At 50.6% G+C, this 19,717-nt stretch carries 16 protein-coding genes; 9 read left to right on the top strand and 7 right to left on the bottom strand.

The window, feature by feature from the left end; all coding sequences use genetic code 11:
- The first annotated feature begins 31 nt into the window (after nt 1-31).
- The gene (gene fba, locus EBA_RS17735; RefSeq protein ID WP_192375934.1) at nt 32-1,042 is read left to right on the top strand and encodes a class II fructose-bisphosphate aldolase; all 1,011 of its coding nucleotides are present in this window, start codon (nt 32-34) and stop codon (nt 1,040-1,042) included.
- A 7-nt stretch (nt 1,043-1,049) separates the two neighbouring features.
- Here fba and EBA_RS17730 read toward each other — a convergent pair whose 3' ends face one another.
- Complete coding sequence (locus EBA_RS17730) at nt 1,050-1,229, bottom strand: hypothetical protein (protein WP_192375933.1); 180 nt, start codon at nt 1,227-1,229, stop codon at nt 1,050-1,052.
- Nucleotides 1,230-1,438: 209 nt separating this feature from the next.
- Here EBA_RS17730 and EBA_RS17725 point away from each other — a divergent pair, with 209 nt between their 5' ends.
- The 4 genes from EBA_RS17725 (at nt 1,439) to EBA_RS17710 (ending at nt 6,202) form a co-directional block, all read left to right on the top strand.
- A complete protein-coding gene (locus tag EBA_RS17725; protein WP_229427849.1) occupies nt 1,439-1,864 on the top strand; it encodes a hypothetical protein in 426 nt (141 codons plus the stop codon).
- Between the two features lie 247 nt (nt 1,865-2,111).
- A complete protein-coding gene (locus tag EBA_RS17720; RefSeq protein ID WP_192375932.1) occupies nt 2,112-4,391 on the top strand; it encodes a TonB-dependent receptor family protein in 2,280 nt (759 codons plus the stop codon).
- 680 nt (nt 4,392-5,071) lie between these two features.
- Complete coding sequence (locus tag EBA_RS17715) at nt 5,072-5,635, top strand: HupE/UreJ family protein (protein ID WP_192375931.1); 564 nt, start codon at nt 5,072-5,074, stop codon at nt 5,633-5,635.
- Nucleotides 5,636-5,833: 198 nt separating this feature from the next.
- Complete coding sequence (locus EBA_RS17710; RefSeq protein WP_192375930.1) at nt 5,834-6,202, top strand: hypothetical protein; 369 nt, start codon at nt 5,834-5,836, stop codon at nt 6,200-6,202.
- 118 nt (nt 6,203-6,320) lie between these two features.
- Here the strand turns inward: EBA_RS17710 and EBA_RS17705 are convergent, their stop codons facing one another.
- The 5 genes from EBA_RS17705 to EBA_RS17685 form a co-directional block, all read right to left on the bottom strand.
- Nucleotides 6,321-6,815 (bottom strand): hypothetical protein, encoded by a 495-nt coding sequence (locus EBA_RS17705; RefSeq protein WP_192375929.1) that lies wholly within the window; start codon nt 6,813-6,815, stop codon nt 6,321-6,323.
- Nucleotides 6,816-6,949: 134 nt separating this feature from the next.
- The gene (locus EBA_RS17700) at nt 6,950-7,570 is read right to left on the bottom strand and encodes a hypothetical protein (RefSeq protein ID WP_192375928.1); all 621 of its coding nucleotides are present in this window, start codon (nt 7,568-7,570) and stop codon (nt 6,950-6,952) included.
- The gene (locus tag EBA_RS17695; RefSeq protein ID WP_192375927.1) at nt 7,567-7,962 is read right to left on the bottom strand and encodes a copper resistance CopC family protein; all 396 of its coding nucleotides are present in this window, start codon (nt 7,960-7,962) and stop codon (nt 7,567-7,569) included. The genes EBA_RS17700 and EBA_RS17695 overlap by 4 nt, the downstream gene beginning before the upstream one ends.
- Nucleotides 7,963-7,980: 18 nt before the next feature.
- Nucleotides 7,981-8,391, bottom strand: coding sequence for a hypothetical protein (locus tag EBA_RS17690; RefSeq protein ID WP_192375926.1), 411 nt, complete (start codon nt 8,389-8,391; stop codon nt 7,981-7,983).
- 11 nt (nt 8,392-8,402) lie between these two features.
- Nucleotides 8,403-8,981, bottom strand: coding sequence for a hypothetical protein (locus EBA_RS17685; RefSeq protein ID WP_192375925.1), 579 nt, complete (start codon nt 8,979-8,981; stop codon nt 8,403-8,405).
- A 143-nt stretch (nt 8,982-9,124) separates the two neighbouring features.
- Between EBA_RS17685 and nikR the strand changes: the two genes are divergently transcribed.
- From nikR to EBA_RS17665, 4 genes are all read left to right on the top strand, one after another.
- Nucleotides 9,125-9,586: a nickel-responsive transcriptional regulator NikR gene (gene nikR, locus EBA_RS17680; protein WP_192375924.1), complete on the top strand. Its 462-nt coding sequence runs from the start codon at nt 9,125-9,127 to the stop codon at nt 9,584-9,586.
- Between the two features lie 571 nt (nt 9,587-10,157).
- On the top strand, nt 10,158-11,513 hold the full coding sequence (locus EBA_RS17675; RefSeq protein WP_225616361.1) for a HupE/UreJ family protein: 1,356 nt from the start codon (nt 10,158-10,160) through the stop codon (nt 11,511-11,513).
- 111 nt (nt 11,514-11,624) lie between these two features.
- Nucleotides 11,625-13,805 (top strand): TonB-dependent receptor, encoded by a 2,181-nt coding sequence (locus EBA_RS17670; RefSeq protein WP_192375922.1) that lies wholly within the window; start codon nt 11,625-11,627, stop codon nt 13,803-13,805.
- A gap of 10 nt (nt 13,806-13,815) precedes the next feature.
- A complete protein-coding gene (locus EBA_RS17665; protein WP_192375921.1) occupies nt 13,816-14,922 on the top strand; it encodes a HupE/UreJ family protein in 1,107 nt (368 codons plus the stop codon).
- Nucleotides 14,923-15,486: 564 nt separating this feature from the next.
- On the opposite strand, the gene EBA_RS17660 is transcribed toward EBA_RS17665, so the two are convergent.
- Nucleotides 15,487-19,644, bottom strand: coding sequence for a tetratricopeptide repeat protein (locus tag EBA_RS17660; RefSeq protein WP_192375920.1), 4,158 nt, complete (start codon nt 19,642-19,644; stop codon nt 15,487-15,489).
- Nucleotides 19,645-19,717 lie beyond the last annotated feature (73 nt).

Below are 19,717 nucleotides of genomic sequence, written 5' to 3'. Positions count from 1 at the left end.
CAATCTCTAACCACGCTAAGGAGAGCCGTTCATGGCTTTAGTATCACTACGACAACTTTTGGATTACGCGGCGGAACACAGCTTTGCCGTGCCGGCCTTTAACATCAGCAACATGGAGCAAGTGCAGGCCATTATGCGAGCGGCCGATGCCTGCGACAGCCCGGTGATCATGCAAGGTTCGGCTGGGGCTAATCGCTATGCCGGCGAAGTGTTTCTGCGGCATTTGATATTGGCGGCCGTCGAGCAATATCCGCATATTCCGGTGGTTATGCACCGCGATCACGCGCCGTCGCCGGATATTTGCGCCCAGGCTATTCAATCGGGATTTAGTTCGGTGATGATGGATGGTTCTTTGCTGGAGGATATGAAAACCCCGGCGTCTTTTGCCTATAACGTCGAGGTAACCCGCACCGTCGTCAACATGGCGCATGCCTGTGGCGTGTCGGTGGAAGGCGAAATCGGTTGTTTGGGGTCGTTGGAAAATCAGCCGGATGCGGATCACAGTCGCTTGCTGACCGATCCGGATGAAGCGGTGGAATTCGTCAAGCACACCAACATTGATGCACTGGCGGTTGCCATTGGCACCAGTCATGGCGCGTATAAATTCAGCAAGCCGCCCACCGGCGAAGTGTTGGTGATCAGTCGTTTACAAACCTTGCAACAGCGCCTGCCGGATATGCATTTTGTGATGCACGGTTCCAGCTCGGTGCCGCAAGATTGGCTGCAAGTCATCAACGAATACGGTGGCGAAATTCCGCAAACCTATGGCGTGCCGGTGGCGGAAATTGTGGAAGGGATTAAATACGGCGTTCGCAAAGTCAATATCGATACCGACTTACGCATGGCTTCTACCGGCGCGATACGCCGCTTTGTCGCCCAACCGGAACATGCCGCGGAGTTGGATGCGCGCAAGATTTACCAGGCCGCCAGAGATGCAATGCAGACGCTTTGCCAGGCGCGTTACGAAGCATTCGGTTCCGCTGGGCATGCCGGTAAAATTAAAACCACGCCATTAAGCGAAATGGCGAAACGTTATCACTGAGATGGTTTTAGCCTGAGTGGGTTTTCGGCAAACTGCGGATAATCCACCTTTCACGTTTGGGCCGATAAGCGCCTTCCTCGCCATTCCCCACTTCGAGCTGCATCATTTGCACTTCTCGATCAAAGTCAGTGTCACGTCGGCACTTGTTCGCCACATACAAAAATACTAGATAGGTCGCCGGCATCACGATGCTTCCGAATCACGCCGCCAAAGGATAACGATATTGCCGGCTAAGAGGCTCAGCAAAAAGGCGGAGTTAGCAATGTTGTTAAGACAAAAATAATAAATATCTTAAAAGTGCTACAATCCGACCCGGTTTAGCTTTATGTAAAAGCGTGTCGTTTATTTTTATCTGTACTTGCGGAAGCAGGCTACAGAGTCGTGTTAGGAGATAGCGTGAGAATTTTAGCTATGGTTTTGCTTGGATTGACAATGGTTGCTTGTAGCAAGGCCAACCGGATCAATGCGCGGAGTTTACAGTCGGCGCAGAAGTCGGTGTTTTATATTAAAGAGCATTTACCGCAGGGTGAGCGCATACCGTTTGAGGTTTCATATTGGCTGTTACGCGATCAAATCAAGAATAACGAGGAGTTTTTGAAAACCATCGAGGGTAAAACCGCGAAAGAGCTGGTCGATTTGGGTAAAGACAACTTCACAAAGCGCAAAGCATCCGGCGATACGGCATATGCCCAGTACGAGAACTGGGAGCAGATGATTTCCAAATCTGCTCAACAACCTAGTGCTCAGGAGAGCGCCGATAGCGCTGATCCGCGCGATAAAAAAGGCTATCCCAGCGTTGATTACAAAATGCACTCAATGTAACGCACGCGCCAAGTAAGAATCGAGTATGCGTTTACTGCTAATAGCGGATGCCCCGATATTGTCCGGGGCGTTGATCGTTGCGTTACTTCAGGTTCAACGCGGGAAAAGCGCTCAACAAGGCCCCACTTAGCGAGCTATATCGATGGCAAAGCACCTCGTCAAAAGTGGCGTTTTCCCATATGGAAATTTGTCGAGGCCGGGAATTTATTAACCTGATTTTCAAGTTTCGAACCGATAAGAGGCGTTTATGGAGAATAAGAACGGGCTGCTACAGGCCTTGCTGTTGAGTACTGTCGCCCAAGGTGCGATGGCGGTGGAGGCCATCAATACTGCTGCTAAGGAAAGCCAAAATATCGAAGCGTTGCCCAGCGTCGAAGTGGCTGAAAGCGTCGAGAAAGCCTCGGCCTTTTCCGGCTCAACCTCGGTGATCGACAAGCAAACCCTGGAGCGCGACCAAGTCTTTACCGTCAACGAAGCGCTACGCAAGGCACCCGGCGTCTACGTGCGCGACGAGGAGGGCTTTGGTTTGCGGCCGAATATCGCCTTTCGCGGCCAGAATCCCTTTCGTTCCACCAAGGTGTTGTTTCTGGAGGATGGCATTCCGTTCAACTTCGCGCCCTATGGCGACAACGACATCTACTATCATCCGCCCATCGAACGTTACGACGGCATCGAGATTTACAAAGGCGCCGATTTGACCCAGTTCGGCCCGCAAACCATCAACGGCGCGGTCAATTACTTGACGCCTAAAGTGCCGACCACGCCCGGCGGTTTCGTTAGTTTTACCGGCGGCAACCGCGATTATTTGAACGGCCACGCCCGTTACGGCGGCATGGTCAAGAACGTTCAGGGGCTGGATGCGGTCGGCGGCGTGGCCGATTTCATTCACAAGGAAGGCATGGAAGCGCGCGACAACACCTTTGCCACGGTCGACGACGCCAATCTGAAAAGCATCATCGATTTCGATGCCCGTAACCGTTTGACCCTGCGCGGCGACTTTTACCACCAGGACGAACAAGGCGCGGCCTTTGGCATGACCGATGCAGAATACCGCAATCTGGGGGCGCGTTACAATCCGGACAAGAACGCCAGTTTCATCAACGACCGTTGGTCCACCTCGGCAACTTACGAGCATAGTTTCAACAACGACGTGACTTTGGAAACCAGCTTTTACTGGTCGGCGTACGAGCGAAATTGGTGGCGGCAGCAGAATCAGTTTCCGACAGAAAACCAATGCGCCACCCGGGGTATTTCCAGTTATGTTTCCGACCGGCAGAACGGCATTCCGGTCGATATGGATACCTGTAACTATGACGTTGGTCGTTTGCGTAATTATGAAACCTGGGGTATCGCGCCAACCTTGCACGCCAAGCATGACTTGTTCGGCGTCGAAAGCCATCTGGACGCCGGGTTTCGAGCGCATTACGAGAGCCAATACCGGCGGCAGGTACAAGGGAGTTCTCCGATCGCTCGAGACGGCCAATTACTGGAAAGCAACGAACGTTTTGCCGATGCCCATTCGGGCTTCGTACAAAACCAATTTATCTGGAATGATTGGACGTTTACGCCTGGCGTCAGAGTCGAATCCGTCAGCTATGAACGCAAGAATTTGATAAATGGCAAACAAGGCCAAAACAGTTTGACGGAAATCTTGCCGTCATTTGCGATGACCTACACACCCATCAATGAAGCGACCTTGTTTTTCGGCATTCATCGGGGTTTCGCGCCGCCGCGTGTCGAAGACAGCGTCAATAACACCACCGGCGGTTCGGTGGAAATCGGTCCGGAAATCAGCTGGAATGCCGAATTCGGCATCAGGGCCAGGCCGATGCACGGAGTCAAGACCGAGTTGACGTATTTTCACAACGACTTCGACACCTTAACGGCATTGGGCACGGTCGGTGGCGCCGATACGCCGGTAGCGCAAGGTAAGGCGTTATACGAAGGTATCGAGTTGATGGCGAGGGCCGATCTTGGCGATGTGTTCAACTGGACGCATAATCCCTATGCGCAAATTTCTTATATGTGGCTGCCGACGGCGGAAACCACGTCGCCGTTTCATTGTTTGTCCGACAGTGGTCAGACAGCCGGCTCCATGTCTGCGAACTATACGAGTTTTTGTCCAGGCGGCAACGTGTTCGGTTCAGCGGCAGGCAAGCGCGCGCCGTATGCGCCGGAAAGCCTGATGACCACAACTTTGGGTTATTCCCATCAATCGGGCTTTGATGCTCACCTGGAAGCCGTGTTCGTTAGCGAGCAATATGCGGATTTCATGAATCTGAATAGCGCCAGCGACATGCCATCTAATGTGGCTAATCGCGATGCTTTGATCAAATCCGGTCAGTTCGGCAAAATCAATGACTATGTGGTCCTCAACTTCGCAACCTCTTATAAAGTGCAGAAGGATTTGACCTTGTACGTGTCAATGAAAAACATGCTGGACAACACTTACATCGTTGATCGGGTGCGCGGTATTCAGCCGGGCGTACCGCGCTTGGTCCAAGCAGGTTTTAAATACGAATTTTGAGGCGCTTATTCACGGGATACTCGTCAGGAAAAATTAGTAAGAAAAATTATTTTAATTTCATATTAGTGCTAAAATCTCTGTGCCTTCTAAGCAGGGAAGCCGGAGATGGGTGGGCGCTGAATTTATTTTAGCGACCGAAATCTAAGAAGGTTTTTTCGCGTATGTGGCTTTATGGCGCAATAAGTGCCCCCCCCTGAGGAATTGTTAGTAATCTCGTTTCACCTGACTAATTCTCTAAAACTTATTGCGCCCCTTTTTAGAGACCGCAGTGAAAATCTTGATTCTGAAGGTTTTAGCGGCTACGCAAAGCTTGTGTTTCGATGGTAATGGGAACTGCGTGACCCTCTGTTTTGAATTATTTCAAAATCCATCAACGTGAAACTCGCAGATATACAAGCCTAATTTGCTGCCACCAAAAATGCAGGTATAGCGAATACCTTTGTCGAACAAGGTATAGCGGAAATGCAGAATAGATATAAAGGACTTAGAAACTCAGCATGCGAATCGGAGTAAGGGTCCGTCTTCGTCATAGCTTGTATTTCTATTGTCTCGACAAGCTTGGAAGTGACTTGGCGCTTTTTGTCTGTATTTATGCTGGGCGGATGCGTCAAGATTTTTTTCTTATTGGTATTAAAACCAGTTTCCGATCAAATTTTATTACCTGGAGTTGGAGGATGGCCATGATTAGCACCGCAAAATATTTTCAAATATCCGGTTTGACCTTGCTAGCGCTACCCCAGGTCGGTAACGCGCATCCATGGCATTGGCCGGATGAAACCGTTGGTTTCCTGAATGGCTTGATTCATCCGCTAGAGAGTTCAGATCATATTTTAACCATGCTGGCCGTCGGACTGTGGCTGGCTCGCTACAGCAGACTCGGCAGCTGTTTTATGGCTATGTTTTTTGTGGCATTAATGCTGCTCGGCGGTTCTCTGGGTTTTGTGTCTATCGAAATTATTCATGCCGAAATAGCTATGTATCTATCGGTATTGGTTTTGAGTGTGATGTTGGTTTTGGAACGCAAGGTTTCTTTGCCGGTTGGAGTAATTCTGGTTGGCAGCGTAGCGGTATTTCACGGTTACGAGCATGCCTACGATATGTGGCTGGATATTGACGCTATTGCCTACACCGCCGGTTTTGCCCTCGCCACTGTCAGCTTGCTGGCAATCGGAATTGCCACAAGTTGGCTGTTTGTTAGCCTAAAAGACAAGTATTCCCTCGCCATCTTCAGAGCCGAAAGATAGTAGTACTTACTGTTGGGATGCTTTTTGATTAAGCCGGAAAAACATAAATTTGGTCGCCCATTTATTTAAACACTAAATTCACTTTAACCAAATATTCACGCAAATAATAGGAGCATGCAAAAAAACTGAAATTAACGTCTGATTAGGAAAACAAATAGTTACGCTACAAATTAAATCATTTCCCGAAGAGATTTACATATGACATTTAAAAAAATATTTATCGCATTTACCCTGTTTGTTGCAATGCTGGGTTTATCTAGTTCAACATTTGCCAAAGAAGCAAAGAAAGATGTGCCAGAGATATTAAAAGAGGTGGACGCTAAAGTTCAATTAGCCCTGAATGCGCTTCCTTCAGGTAATTCTCAAGAAATAGCCACGCTAATTAAGGATATTTCTGAAAATGCCAGCGAGTTAAGCGCCAACTACAAATTTGAGTTCGAGCGTGACAAAGTCGTATTGAGATTGAAAAAAGCTAGAGATCTGGCAAAAAAATCTGATTTCGCAGGCGTGGAGCAAGAATTGAAAGATGCACGCGAGTCATTTGCAAAACTGACAAACTACCTGTAACAAACGCTAAGGACGAATATACGGCGATGGACTTTTCCTGGTTCGTATATTCTGTCTATAGTTTTCTAGTTAGGCAGAAAATCCTGCCTTCCTATCATTAAGACCCGCTACTTGACGGCTAATTACCGGTGCCAAACGCCTGATTCGCGAATGGGTTAAAGCTGGGTTGTGTCACCACATTAAAACCAAATTCGGTGCCTTGATGGCAAGCATTACAGGCGGCGGTTAGCGCATTGTAATTCTCTATAAATGTCTGCAGGTTTTTGTCCTTGATCGCTTGCTCGAGTCCCGCGAGTGGTCGGTCCATATGTTGAGCAATCAATTCCGGAATCGGCTGTTTGATTTGTTTATGGGTGGGATGATGCTTTCCGGCATCTTCAAAGCCTTCGTGTAATTCATCCACTTCGTAGGCCGCCAGCTCCCAGTTACGCGCCTGACCGGCAAACCATAATTTGGTGTGGCGCACGGCTGTTTGCGCCATTATTTCGCCCAACCCCGGAATAAAATGCGCGTTCTTTTGATGTTCGTGCTCGTGGTGGTGCAGATCCGCACAGGCGAGCAATAAACTTGTGGAGCCGATCAGTATGACGACAGGTAAGCGTGACAGTTTCATGGTGAATTCCTGAAAACGTTCTGGGTGATTAACAGATGTGGTCGATATTGCTCAAGTTGATTTGCCCCGCGTTACTCGACAAGCACATTACGGATTTAAATATTTACCGCTCGTTAAGTTTCTTACGCCGAGTTTCAAGGGGCTGCGTCAGCTGGTTTTGCGGTCAACAGGCGGGGCAGGAAATAAGCCAAACCCGCTACCAATAAGCCGATAACCAGGAAAAATATCCACAAGGGTTTTTCGCTGGCAGATTGTTCGACTACCAATGCTACGGTCAGCGGAATTTGTAATGCGCTGATTTCCGGCGCCATGTTCAAATCGGTGTCCATCACCGTTAATACCGCCTGATATTTTCCTGGTGTTTTAAAATCCACGCTGACGGAAATCACACCCTGTTTGGCAACCGCCATCGGCAGGGCGGCAATTGTCTGGCCGTCCTCACGGAGGATTTTCAGCGCGACCTGTTTTTTGCGTACATCCCTATCCAGCAAATCCAAGGTAAGCTGCGTCTTACCCACCAAGGGTATATCGATACATTCAGCGGTCGGCAGGGTTTTGGTGTCTTTGGCTTGAGTCGGGTCAAACTGGTAGGCAGCAAAGTTGACCACATAATAATCGTTACTCTGCATGCAACCGTACATATCGAAAGCGCCACCCACGCCTTTTCGATTCCCGCCCAGCGGCACTGAAGCGCTAGCTTGCCAAACGCAGCTGCACAAGAGCAGCACTACAAAACCGGATTTAAAAACAGTCATGGTTTGGGCGCCTCATTTGCGGATTTATCTGTCTTAGTGAACTTCAATATGCCGCTGACAATTAATCCGTCCTCGGTAATTACCCGGTAACGAATCGCATGTGGGCCGGGCTGCAAGGCTTGAGTGCTCGCGGTTAATCGATGACGTTCGCCGAGTACCAACCGGGTATCGGCATTGTCGACACGTTTGCCGTTAGCATCGACTACCACCACGGACGGCGAGCGTTCGCTGACATTGCCGTTAAACCACAGCTTAATAGTGCCGTCGAAGTCCGTCACTACCGCATTATCCTTGGGCTCGGATTTGAGCAGTACGCCTTCCGCATGGCCAGTCAAACTGTAGGCGAGCATGCAGAGAGTGGGGGCCAGAGATTTCAATGTGATGTTTTTCATAATATCCAGCGATGCCGGTCAGAATAAGTCCGCGATAAATAGCACGATGGGATCGGAGAGTGGATGGAAGAAACCCAGTGTGATCAGGCCTAAGGCTGTGACGAAAATCTTGGTCCAGGCATGTAAGGACAAATTTTGTTTCCGCCAGAGCAGATGGAACAGCAGCCAACTACCGAACCAGATCACTAAGGCCAGGGTTTCCTTGCCGGTGTAGGAACCGATACTTCCGTCCGGGCCGCTGCCTTGCGAACCGGGTATCCAATAGCCGAAGCTGTGTACCATTTTGTCCAGTCCGGGCGATAACCTGGAAATATGGTGGCTAACCATAAGCGTGAAAAAAGCCAGCAACACCGACAAACTGGCAGCCACGGTGGGGCCGGTATATTGCGCTTGCTGGTCGGTGGTGTCGTCGTGTTGATCTAATGCCATGCTTATCTCCTTTAAACGAAACGCAATTTGGCCAGGATCAGGCCCGCCACGAAGCCGAGCATTAAAAAAACCCAGGACACCAGGATGGTGATGCCGACGAATTTGCATAAATCCCGGCGGATTTGTATCGGCAGGCCGTAGTAGTAGAGCATCACGGTGGCGGATAGCATTAATGGAAACGGAAACAGCGAGACGAATTCCTTGAATTCCATCAACACCTTATGGAACAGCGGACTATGCGCCAAGATCCAATCGCGCGGCCCGTCTTGGCCCCGATAGCGCATGTAAATCCAATTGCCGCTGATTGCACCGCCCAGGTTTAGCAGGGTGGCGGCCAGTAGCCAGCCGCGTAAGGATTCGAAATTGACTTTCATTCCTTTAATCAACGGGAAAGCCCTATGCGTCAAAAAGGTGCCGACCACTACCGCTAAAATCGCGCTTACGCCGTGAATACCGGCTTTCAGGCTGTAGGCGGATGGAAACCAGAAGTCAGATGCCACAAGGGTGAGCAGTAGTAGGAGCGCAATCAAAACCTGGCTGCGCATCAAAATCTTGGTGAAGTTGTCGTGCGTATACTGTCCGGCGGACATGAAATGCCTCTGTGAAATTAAGCCGGAGTTCCGGCGGAATGTTATTTGTTCGTATAGCACGACGCTCGGCGCCGGAATCAGCCCGGACGGTCATTGCGCTATAATCCGGCGTTTCGTCATAACAATAACGACTGGAGCCAATTGTGGAACGTTTTACCATCTCACTTAGCGACGAACTTGCCGCGCAATTTGACCAGTGGATAGCCGCGCGTGCCTATTCGAACCGTTCCGAGGCCGTCCGCGACTTATTGCGTAAGGAAATCGAATCCAAGCGTCTGGTTCAAGATCAAGCCATTTACAGTATTGCCACCTTGTCTTATGTCTACAATCATCACGAGCGCAATCTGGCGGAACGTTTAACCAATCATCAACACGCGGCGCATGATCTGGTGGTTTCCTCGATGCATGTGCACCTGGATCACGACGACTGCCTGGAAACCTTGTTTCTACGGGGTTTGACCGCGCAAATTCGATCCCTTGCCGACAAAATGTCCGCCGAAACCGGCGTTAGGCATAGCGCGCTGAATCTCATCCCTGTGAAAATCGCAGCCTTGCAACATGCTCATCACGGCAATTCCCATGCTCACTTTCATACCCATAGTTAGAAATACCCAGTAGCCAGTCATCATTTTCCTCCGGAGCAGAGTGCTATGGTGTGCCGCTTTAAGAATGTTTTTTTTATTTTCATACGAAATTGGCTTTAGTGTCCAGCTCGGTTTTTCAAGCTGAAGCAAATCAAGTGAGGCCGGAAGCATATTTTATGAGCGATACGGGAAATTAGATTAACGTTTAGATGGCCAAACCGGCTAACGGCCTGCCTGCAAACGAATTGAGTCGAATCGTGCTGGCGGACTGGTGCGCAGCGATAAATTGCGGTGCCGATTTAGCCACATATCCGCAAAAACCGTATGTTATCGAGCCCGTCATTAAGCTCGAAATTTTTTATTTCATATTTTTGCGGTATCATCTGCGGCCTAATAACTGTCGTCATAAAGCTAGCCCTCCGTACCGATGGGTGTCGTCGCGGTTTATGACATTTGAATTTTTAATTGAATCGATATTTAAACCAGCTTTTTATACGTCCAAATAATCGCCATGAAATCCAACCTAACAAGCAAACTAGCAGATTCAGGACACCGTCCTGCTAGGATATTGCTTTCGTTTGGATTGCCGTTTTTGTTAATAGCGGCATTTTTGGGTAAGCAGTTCATCGGTTTCGATGCTATCGGTTGGAGCAGCGGTTTCAATCACCCATTGCTTGGTTTGGATCATTTACTCACCATGCTGGCGGTCGGTATCTGGGCTGCGCAATTGCGCGGACAGGCTATCTGGATGTTGCCGCTGGCGTTTGTCGGCGTGATGAGTTTGGGTGGTTTGGCGGGTGCGGCGGGTATCGCGCTGCCCAGTGTCGAGGGTATCATCCTGTTGTCCTGCGCGGTATTCAGCGTATTAATTACCCGTAAGGTGCGTTTCAGCGCCAAGGTCAACGTGCTGATCGTGTCGTTTTTCGCGTTCTTCCACGGCTACGCTCACGGCCAGGAAATATCCACCTCGGCCAGTCTGATTTCATACATCTTGGGCTTCATGCTGGCGACCTTGTTACTGCATGGCGCCGGCATATTAGTGGCCAAGTTGGTGGTGTTTTGTGTCACTTGTCTGTTGACCGCGATGTTTGCCAATGAGGCACTGGCTAAATCCACCGATTCTATCCATGACGACCATTTGAACGCGGCTAGCAAATTGGTACAGCATTCCGGGATGCCGCAAACAACGCCGTTCTGGCTGACTATGCGGATAGCGGGAGGGGCGGATAGTGATCAGCTCTCTCGGCCGCGTGCGCTGAACGCCGATACTGAACGTTGCCGCGACAAGTTAAGCCGTGTGCCGGTAGACTGGTCTTCGGGCAAATCAAGCTTATTCAGCAGCACCGAGTATTGCTGCGATAAACCACAAGACCATCAGTTGCTCGCCAAAACCAAACCTGCTCAGGGGCTGGCTATTTTTCAGGATAGAGCAATATTCGACGGCGATCATCTGGTCAAGGCCGGATTGGATTTCAAACACTATTACCGGGATGTCAACCACACGCCCGGCAAGCATCTGCTCAGCAACGGCGTCGGCCTCACTTCGCCGCCCGTTTCCACCGCTTTAGCCCCGCAAGTCGTTCAAAATCTCCGCACTACCCCGATTTCATTCATTGAAGAGTCCGATCTTCAATTGATCTTTGCCCAATCCGCTATTGGCAATCTCCATACCCAGCCGATCAAATACCTTAGGCAGGATTGCGCCGTTCGTCATCAAAGCCTCACTTGGCAATCCGCTGACAGCGGCCTTGTTTGCCACACTAATTTTTCATCGCATTTGACGACCTGCGCTAAGCCTTTCAGCGCCGCATCCGCCAACACGTCCAGACTTCATTTACTTCCGGCAAGCCACTTTTGTGCGCCGTTAGCAATGTTCGCAAAATCGCTCGACCGAGCTATTCCCGTTCCAAACATAACAATAAAAAACAACAAAGTATTCGACTTATGAGGAAACCAATGCACACCCAAACCCATTGCACCGGCAGTGCCTATGTCTTTTGTTCACTGAAGCCAGCTAACGGTCAGTAAAGGAGCTGAAATGAATCCGTATAACGCAATTATGAAAAAGAAACCCTTGATCGTTGCCCTCGAAATTATTTTGGGCCTAAGCTGCGCGACCTTGCAGGCCGCACCAGGTGCCGAGCCGGTTGAGCAGGAGACACAATCCGAGCCTGCTGAACAGGTTAAACAGCCGACGAAAACCAAGCGTGCCGCGAAGGCCGAAAAAGCTGAAGAACTGGAAGCGGTAGCGGTTGAGGAAGATGGTAGAGGCAAAAATCTGCTCGGTATTGCCGGTTCGGCGTCGCAAGGCGAAGTCAGCCAAAAGCAGTTTGAACACCGGCCATTCTCTAGAAATGGCGAACTGATTGAAGTCGTGCCGGGGGCTGTGGCTACTCAGCACAGTGGTTCCGGCAAGGCTAACCAGTATTTTTTGCGCGGCTTTAATCTGGATCACGGTACCGACTTTACTACCTATGTCGACGGTATCCCGATGAACATGACCACGCATGCGCACGGCCAAGGCTATATGGACATCAACAGCATCATTCCTGAGCTGGTGAAAAAAGTCGAGTACGGCAAAGGCCCTTATTACGCGGAAGTTGGTGACTTTTCGGCGGCGGGTTACGCCAAAATGTTTACGGTAGACAAGCTGGATAAGGGGATCGCCAAATTTACCGCTGGCTCGTTCGATTACTACCGGACGCTGGTTGCCAATTCCTCCAAAGTGGGCGACGGCGATTTGTTGTATGCCGGCGAATTCAATCTCTACAACGGCGTTTGGCAAGTGCCGGAAGATTCCAAAAAATTTAACGGCCAGATGCGATATACGCTGGATCGCGGCGACTGGGGTATGTCGATCAACGGTAAGGCTTATACCAATAGCTGGACCGCTACCAATCAGATTCCACAAGCAGCTGTCGACAACGGCAGCATCGGTTTATACGGCAGTATGGACCCCACGGATGGCGGCGAGTCCAACCGCTACAGTGTCTCCAGTAGTTTTTGGAATCAAGGCGGTAACTGGAAGAACGATGCTAACTTGTATGCGCTGTATACCGATTTGCAGTTGTTTTCCAATTTCAGCGGCTTTACCCGCGGTCCCGAAGGCGACCAAATTCTGCAATCCGAACGCCGCGTACAAACCGGCGGCCATTTCGAGCATACCCGTTACAACAAATGGTTTGGATTTGAAATGGATAACAGCGTCGGTTTGCAATTTCGCAACGACCAGATTCTGGACTTGGGACTGTACGAAACTCAAGCCCGGCAAATCCTCAATACTGTCAGCAAAAGCAATGTCGGCGTGACCACAGTAGGAACCTACTTTAAAAACACCACGCATTGGCATGACAAGGTGCGCACTGTTGCGGGCTTACGGGGTGATTTCATCAATAACGAAGTGGATGTACTGGACAACAAAAACCACGATCCCAGCGTCAGCGCTGCTAATTCCGGTAGCCGCGGCAAAGCCATGGTTAGTCCGAAGTTAAGCTTGGTGGTTGGTCCTTGGTACGACACCGAATATTTCTTCAATGTTGGCTATGGCTATCATTCCAATGACGCGCGCGGCACCACGCTGCAAGCCAATCCGAATGACGGCAGCCCCGTCGATTCGGCCGCCGCGAGAATCAGGCCGGCTGCCTGGTCGCGTGGCGGCGAGGCGGGTATCCGCAGCAATTACATTCCCGGCTTGAGCAGTACTTTTGCCTTGTGGTGGTTGGAGTCCAGTCAGGAGTTGGTATTCGTTGGCGACGAGGGCACCACCGATGTGACCGGTAAATCGCATCGTTATGGCGTGGAGTTTACCAACTATTACAAACCCTTTGAGTGGCTGACTTTGGACGCCGATTTTGCCTTAACCACCGCCAAGTACGCCGCTGATAACACCTACATCCCCAATTCGGTAGGCCGCGTCGTTTCCACCGGCGCCACCATCGAAGCACCGAATGGACTGTTCGGCACCATTCGTTTGCGCCACTTCGGACGGGTTTATCTGGGGCCGGATGACAATGGCACCGATCAATGGTCCGGCGACACCAATATCGTCAACCTGGGTGCCGGCTATAAGCAAAAGCAATACAAGTTCGAAATCGACATATTTAATATCCTGGGTTCGCAAAGCAACGACATCGCCTATGCCTACGGCTATGAATATCCGCAAGGCTCGGCCGGCTCTGGCATCCTGAAGCATCCTGTCGAACCCCGTATGGTGCGCGGCACCATTACAGTTAATTTTTAAGGATGGGCCGATGAGATTTCGCACCATGAACTACGGAAGCTGGTTGTTTTCAGCGCTATTGATGTTGCAGTCGGCGGGAGCTTATGCCCATCCGCCGGGCCTCAGCTCGCTGGATGTGTCGATAAAACCTGCCAGGATCGATGCCAAAGTGACTTTCGCCGTGCAAGACATCGAAGCTTTTGCGCCTATGGATAGCGATCTGGATGCGGAAGTGACCGATGCCGAGCGCGAGGCCGCTAAGCCGGCTATCGCCACATTGCTGGCAGGGCAGTTGCGTGTTGGCGTGGATGGCCAAGATGCCGTGCTGGCGGAGCCGGGGCAAGTTAGCTTTGATGAGCAGAACAATGCCCATGTTGAGCTGCGCTATGCGGCTATGCCGAAACAGGAGCTGTTGGTGCAATCCAAGTTCTTGGCGCTATTGCCCGAGGCTCATCAGCAATATCTAACGATCAAAGATGGCGATGGCACGACGCTTACCGAGAAGATGCTTGGCAAACACGACGATGAGGTCAAGCTGCCGCTTGCAAACGCCGCCGGAATAGCCGCAACGCACTCAGTGTTTGCGGCGTTCGGCGATTTTTTTAAGCTGGGTATCGAGCATATCCTCACCGGTTACGATCATTTGCTGTTTTTGTTCGCGCTGTTGGCGGTCACGCACAGCTTTTGGCCTGCGCTGAAGATCATCACTTTTTTCACGATAGCCCATTCCATCACGCTGGCTTGCGCCGGACTTAATCTGATTGAGCTGCCCAGCAGTTTCGTAGAGCCGTTCATTGCCGCGACGATTATTTATGTTGGCGTGGAAAACATCATTCGCGGCGATCATCCCAAGGGCAGGCATTGGCTGACTTTTGGTTTTGGTTTGATTCACGGCTTTGGTTTTGCCGGCGTGTTGCAGGAAATGGACATTTCCTCCGGCGACACCGGCATCCTGCTGCCCTTGTTGTCGTTCAACTTGGGCATAGAAACCGGGCAAATCGCCGTGGCTGCTATTGTGTTGCCGATGATCTGGTGGTTGAACAATCAGGTCGAGGCCTCTGCGAAATTTTTGAGAGGCGGCTCGGTCGCGGTCAGCCTGATGGGTGTGTTTTGGTTGGTGGAGCGGACCATGTTGTAAATATAACCGAACGGCGGATTTACGGACCGGCCTCGACACTCCGGCTAAATCCCACCGGTTGCAATTCCAAGCCAAAAAATAGTTTTTCGAGTCGAGGCCAGTTATTGCTGTCAATGTCTGAAGACGACTGCACGAGTATCAAAAGTCAACTGCGCTACTTGAGAGGGTAGGTTTGCTAGAAATGTCTTACGGGGATAGATCGCAAGGATCGTTTCCTCCCAAACCAGCGCATCGGTCGGCGCCTGGCGGATAGCAAGAAGCCCAATGCTGACGCGGTACTCAACAATGCAAGAGTGAAAGGATGGGGTTTATGGGTGCCGTCAAACTGTGTGACAACATCACTAATTGGGTTTACCCGACAGTTCGGAAAACCTCAAGTCCGGTGGTGTGGTAGAGGTGACGGGCGTAATGCCCGTCATCCCGTGCCGATCATCATCTTAACTTAACGGCATTGCCCTTGCCGGACTGGATATTTATCCCGTTCGTAACGGGTTATTCACTTGGATTGCCAACTTAAAACGTTGAGGATGGATCTACAAAAACCGTCTCGCTCAGGGCGGTAAGTTAGTCCAAACTGGTTGACTGGGGCCATGAAAAGTCCAATCGCGCCGCCACGGTTTCCAGCCATTTCGGTAAGCGACCTTGGCGTTGCCGGGTAAACTGTTGCCAGACATCCAGCCAGTTTTGCTCAGGCAGTGCATCGGCGTCGTATTGAGCTAACCAAGCACAAACACATAAAAACTCGGCGCGATTATTTTGCTGATCTGTCTTGGTCAGTTGCGACCAGAGGGCGATGGCTTGCTGAAACTGCTGAGCGGCATTTTGGCTTAAACAGCCTTGCACAAAACGCGCATAAAACAGACAGGCGGGTTGTTTGTGTGTGGCAATAAAATCCGGCAATTCAGCAATATGCCCAAATTCTAAGCTCACCGAAGCAGGCGATAAGCTCAGCCATTCAGCAAATAGCCAATAACATTGAACAGTAAAGTGGTTGTTGTTAAATCGTTGCGGAGTTTTCAGTGCCAAGCGTTCGTATATTGCCAGCGCCTGCTGGGCATAGTCTGCCGCCTCATCGTTCCGGCCTAAATCACTTAGGCGATTCGCATAAATGTTCAGCGACAGAGCGTAATCCGGCTCAAATCGATCCGGTCTTTGTTGCGCCCAGCGTTCGCGGATTGCCAGCGCCTGCTGGGCATGTCCTGCCGCCTCATCGTTCCGGCCTAAATCACTCAGGTGACTCGCATAGTTGCTCAGAGAAGTGGCGTAATCCGGCTCAAATCGATCCGGTCTTTGTTGCGCCAAGCGTTCGCGGATTGCCAGCGCCTGCTGGGCATAGTCTGCCGCCTCATTGTTCCGGCCTAAATAACTCAGGTGACTCGCATAGTTGTTCAGCGACACAGCATAATCCGGCTCAAATCGATCCGGTCTTTGTTGCGCCAAGCGTTCATAGATTGCCAGCGCCTGCTGGGGATAGTTTGTCGCCTCATCGTCACGGCCTAAATTAATCAGATGACTCGCATAGTTGCTGAGCGACATGGCGTAATCCGGCTCAAATCGATCCGGTCTTTGTTGCGCCAATCGTTCACGGATCGCCAGAGCCCGCTGAGTATAATCTGCGGCCTCCTCGTTGCGGCCTAACTTACCAAGATGGTGTGCATAGTTGTGGAGAGACTTGGCGTAATCTGGCTCAAACTGATCCGGTTTTTGCTGCGCTAAGCGCTCGTATATTTCTAGCGCCAGTTTGGTATAGTCTGCTGCCTCGTCGTTACGCCCTAAATTACTTAGGGGAAGCGCATAAGTGTCGAGAGACCACGCGTAATCTGGCTCAAATTGGACTCGGTGCTGATGACAAAGTTGTTTGAAAATTTGTAAGGCTTGTTGAGCAAAATTAACTGCCTCATCGTCTTTACCTAACCGAAGGGCATCTACCGTTAGATTAAGTAAATCAGTAGCATGCTTCGACAATAGCTGAATGTCTCTTCGGTTTTTTTTAAGTTTTTGAGCCGATTTTTTTGTTTTAAAAAATGTCACCTCATACGCCAATTCAGCTAAACAAATTGATTCGTACTCGAAACGGTTTTCCAATAACCCCGCCGTTTGGCTTTTTTGTTGTGGCGTTAATTGTTGGAAAGCTTGCTGTGCCAAATTAGGCAAACGACTTTGCGTTTGCACGGCCACATCCACGAGTTCCAAACAGCAGGCGACGAAGTTGTTTTGTATGGCTTTGATTAACACGCTATCCAATTCCGGTGCATGCAGACTCAATCGCGCCAAAACTGTCAACGCATGATGTTGAACGGCTTTATCGGCGGAGCTACTCAAAATCACGTCCAGCAAATCCAGGCCGGTTGTTGGTTGCAGGCTTTGCGCAACCAGCGCTTCGCCGAATATGTCGGGCTGGATGCCTTGTAAGCCTTGCGTACCGGGATACAGTGGCTCTAGTTGCTTGAATAGCGGGCTAAAAACGGACTGGGTAATCAAGCCCGGTTTGGCTTTGGCGTAATACTCGTAAGCCTGTTTCGGGGTTTTGAAGCCGTTGCTTAATGTGGTTAGCGCCAGCAAGTCCTGGGCGTGTTGTTGTGGATTGACTAAGTCCAACGCCTTGAGCGTTTCCAGCCAATAACGCCGTTCGTGATTCAGCAGCGATTGGGTTAAGCCGATTGCGGTGGTGGGGCGTTCACCGTACAGCGCCAACAGCGCCGCCATTTGTAGATACAGCGGCTTAGCAAAATGTTCGCCGCCGAGATCAGGGATGCCCGCCGGGATTTGCCGATCGGTGGCTGTTGCGTAAGCTGCTAGCGCGTTTTGATAGGCTTGTTGGCGGCTGTTTTGATCCAGATAGAGCTCTGGCAACACGTATGGCCCGGAGGTGGCATAACCGTTTAATAGTGCTTCGCATTCGGCGTCTTTGCCGGGCAGCTGATCCCACCACTCGCCGCCGCCACGCGCCAGTAATAACAAGCGAACCGGATGTGGGTAGTCCGCTTTGAGCCGGGCTTTGAGCAGGTTTAATAAGGTTTCCTGACGGGTTTCCGCGTAATCGATCACGATAAGCAGCGGTTTTTGTGCGGTTTGCAACTTGGCCCAGCTTTGTGCCGAATCTTCGCGATTGAGAAAGCCGCAATGCCAGCCGCTGTTCATGCGTTGTTGGCACAATTCAATCGCCAAGCGGGTTTTGCCCAAGCCGCCGGCGCCCGTCAGCAAGCGAGTTTTGATGAGATAATCGTTGCCGTCTTGGTTATCCAGCCATGCGTTGAGCGTATTCAACTCGGTTTGGCGGCCTGGATCAAACGGAACCAAAGCAAAATCGGCGCGGAGCATCTGGCTTTCGGCATAGCCTAAATCGGCGCGCCATTGTTTGACGGGCAGTGTCAGTGGCGAATCGTCGAGTGGTTGTTGTGGGTTAGTGAGTTGTGGTAGTTGCGCAGTCGCTGTCTCTAGCTTGGGGCTGCCTTTTTCGATGTGCCACTTAAAACATTCTTTTGCAACTTCTTCCACACAGGCCGACCAGGTGTGGGCTGCTAAATCGGTTTTCAGCTTGTGGGCTTTTTGCTTGGCGGCGTCAACGTTGGTTGCAATATGGATTAGCGCTTTTGCAACTTTGGCAAGGTCGTCATCGTGGAAAAAGGGGCTTTCGGTTTTGCCACGAACCTGTATGGGATAAACAAATCCTTCAAGCCCTTGCTGTTTAAGCAGTTGGTAGACACCGCTTTGCATACTGACAATTAACGGTACACAGGCGGCAATCGCTTCCCAGGCCACCAAACCAAAACCTTCGTGCCAGGAAGGCATCATAGCCGCGCTGGCAGACTTTAAGTCGTTGTATAGCTCCGTTCGATCTTGGGTATACGGTAGTGCGTGTAAGGTGATGACTTGATCAGCGTAGCTTTCAGCAAATTGCAGTAACTCTTGTTCAGGGTTGGTGGATTGGCTTTGGTTGTAATCAAGGCGTGATTCAAAATCGACGCCGCGTAAAGTCAGTTTTGGCTGATTAATCAGTTTTTCTGGAGCTTGGTTGTTTTGCGCTTGTTTTATGGCGTTAGCAAATGCGGCAATTCCGAGTTGCGCTTGTTTAATGCGGGCAGCATCGTCACTCAAACGGCCACTGATAAAGGCGCTGAATTTTTGTGGGGTGTTATTACGCGGGTCAATATTGGCTAAGCCAGGAATGATTAGATGTATTTGTTCGGACTTGACATCAATCAAGTCGCAAAGCGCCTCGTGTAAGCCTGGGCCAACCGCTAAACGCAGGTCGGCTTGCTTAAATAATTCTTCTTGGTCAGTTTTTTTACTGTGCGCTGAGTGTGAGTCTTCGGCGTACGCTTCGTAGGCTGCATAGCTCATGTGGTGAATCAGCGCAGAGCGACCGCCGAATTGCTTAGCGGCTTGGAGTGCTGCACGGCCACTGATTCGGTCATGACCGAGCCAGATGGTAAATTCTGGGGTTAGCGGGATGCCTTGTTTGGCGAGTTCGTCGATGGCGGCGTTGGCTTGCTGCACTGTGAATAGCTTGTCACTCGGAGGGTAAGGAAGCGTTACCAGGGTGACATTGTCATTTTTGGCATCGGCAATTTCTGTCTCTGTGGCACTGGAAACAATGCAAATGACCTGAAGCTGTGTGGGATAGGCGACGCCGAAGTGACTTAGAAAGTCGGTGTTAAAGGCGTTGATTCCACCGAATTTACTGCCCCATTGAGTGGCAAAAGCAATTAGTGAGTGCATTGTGTTTTCGTGACAGTCCTTAGTCTGGCTAGTATACAACGCTAGACTTCCCCAGCGGGACGGGGTTTGCAAC

Origin of the sequence: Methylomonas albis (assembly GCF_014850955.1) — a bacterium.
Classification (GTDB): domain Bacteria; phylum Pseudomonadota; class Gammaproteobacteria; order Methylococcales; family Methylomonadaceae; genus Methylomonas; species Methylomonas albis.
The sequence above is the reverse complement of the archived record's forward strand: the minus strand, read 5'-3'. Positions and strand labels throughout refer to the sequence as shown.

Excerpts from the sequence above, each read along its gene's own strand:
- fba (WP_192375934.1), top strand. The coding sequence starts at position 32 with ATGGCTTTAGTATCACTACGACAACTTTTGGATTACGCGGCGGAACAC.
- EBA_RS17720 (WP_192375932.1), top strand. The coding sequence starts at position 2,112 with ATGGAGAATAAGAACGGGCTGCTACAGGCCTTGCTGTTGAGTACTGTC.
- EBA_RS17715 (WP_192375931.1), top strand. The coding sequence starts at position 5,072 with ATGATTAGCACCGCAAAATATTTTCAAATATCCGGTTTGACCTTGCTA.
- EBA_RS17710 (WP_192375930.1), top strand. The coding sequence starts at position 5,834 with ATGACATTTAAAAAAATATTTATCGCATTTACCCTGTTTGTTGCAATG.
- EBA_RS17705 (WP_192375929.1), bottom strand. The coding sequence starts at position 6,815 with ATGAAACTGTCACGCTTACCTGTCGTCATACTGATCGGCTCCACAAGT.
- EBA_RS17700 (WP_192375928.1), bottom strand. The coding sequence starts at position 7,570 with ATGACTGTTTTTAAATCCGGTTTTGTAGTGCTGCTCTTGTGCAGCTGC.
- EBA_RS17695 (WP_192375927.1), bottom strand. The coding sequence starts at position 7,962 with ATGAAAAACATCACATTGAAATCTCTGGCCCCCACTCTCTGCATGCTC.
- EBA_RS17690 (WP_192375926.1), bottom strand. The coding sequence starts at position 8,391 with ATGGCATTAGATCAACACGACGACACCACCGACCAGCAAGCGCAATAT.
- EBA_RS17685 (WP_192375925.1), bottom strand. The coding sequence starts at position 8,981 with ATGTCCGCCGGACAGTATACGCACGACAACTTCACCAAGATTTTGATG.
- EBA_RS17670 (WP_192375922.1), top strand. The coding sequence starts at position 11,625 with ATGAAAAAGAAACCCTTGATCGTTGCCCTCGAAATTATTTTGGGCCTA.
- EBA_RS17665 (WP_192375921.1), top strand. The coding sequence starts at position 13,816 with ATGAGATTTCGCACCATGAACTACGGAAGCTGGTTGTTTTCAGCGCTA.
- EBA_RS17660 (WP_192375920.1), bottom strand. The coding sequence starts at position 19,644 with ATGCACTCACTAATTGCTTTTGCCACTCAATGGGGCAGTAAATTCGGT.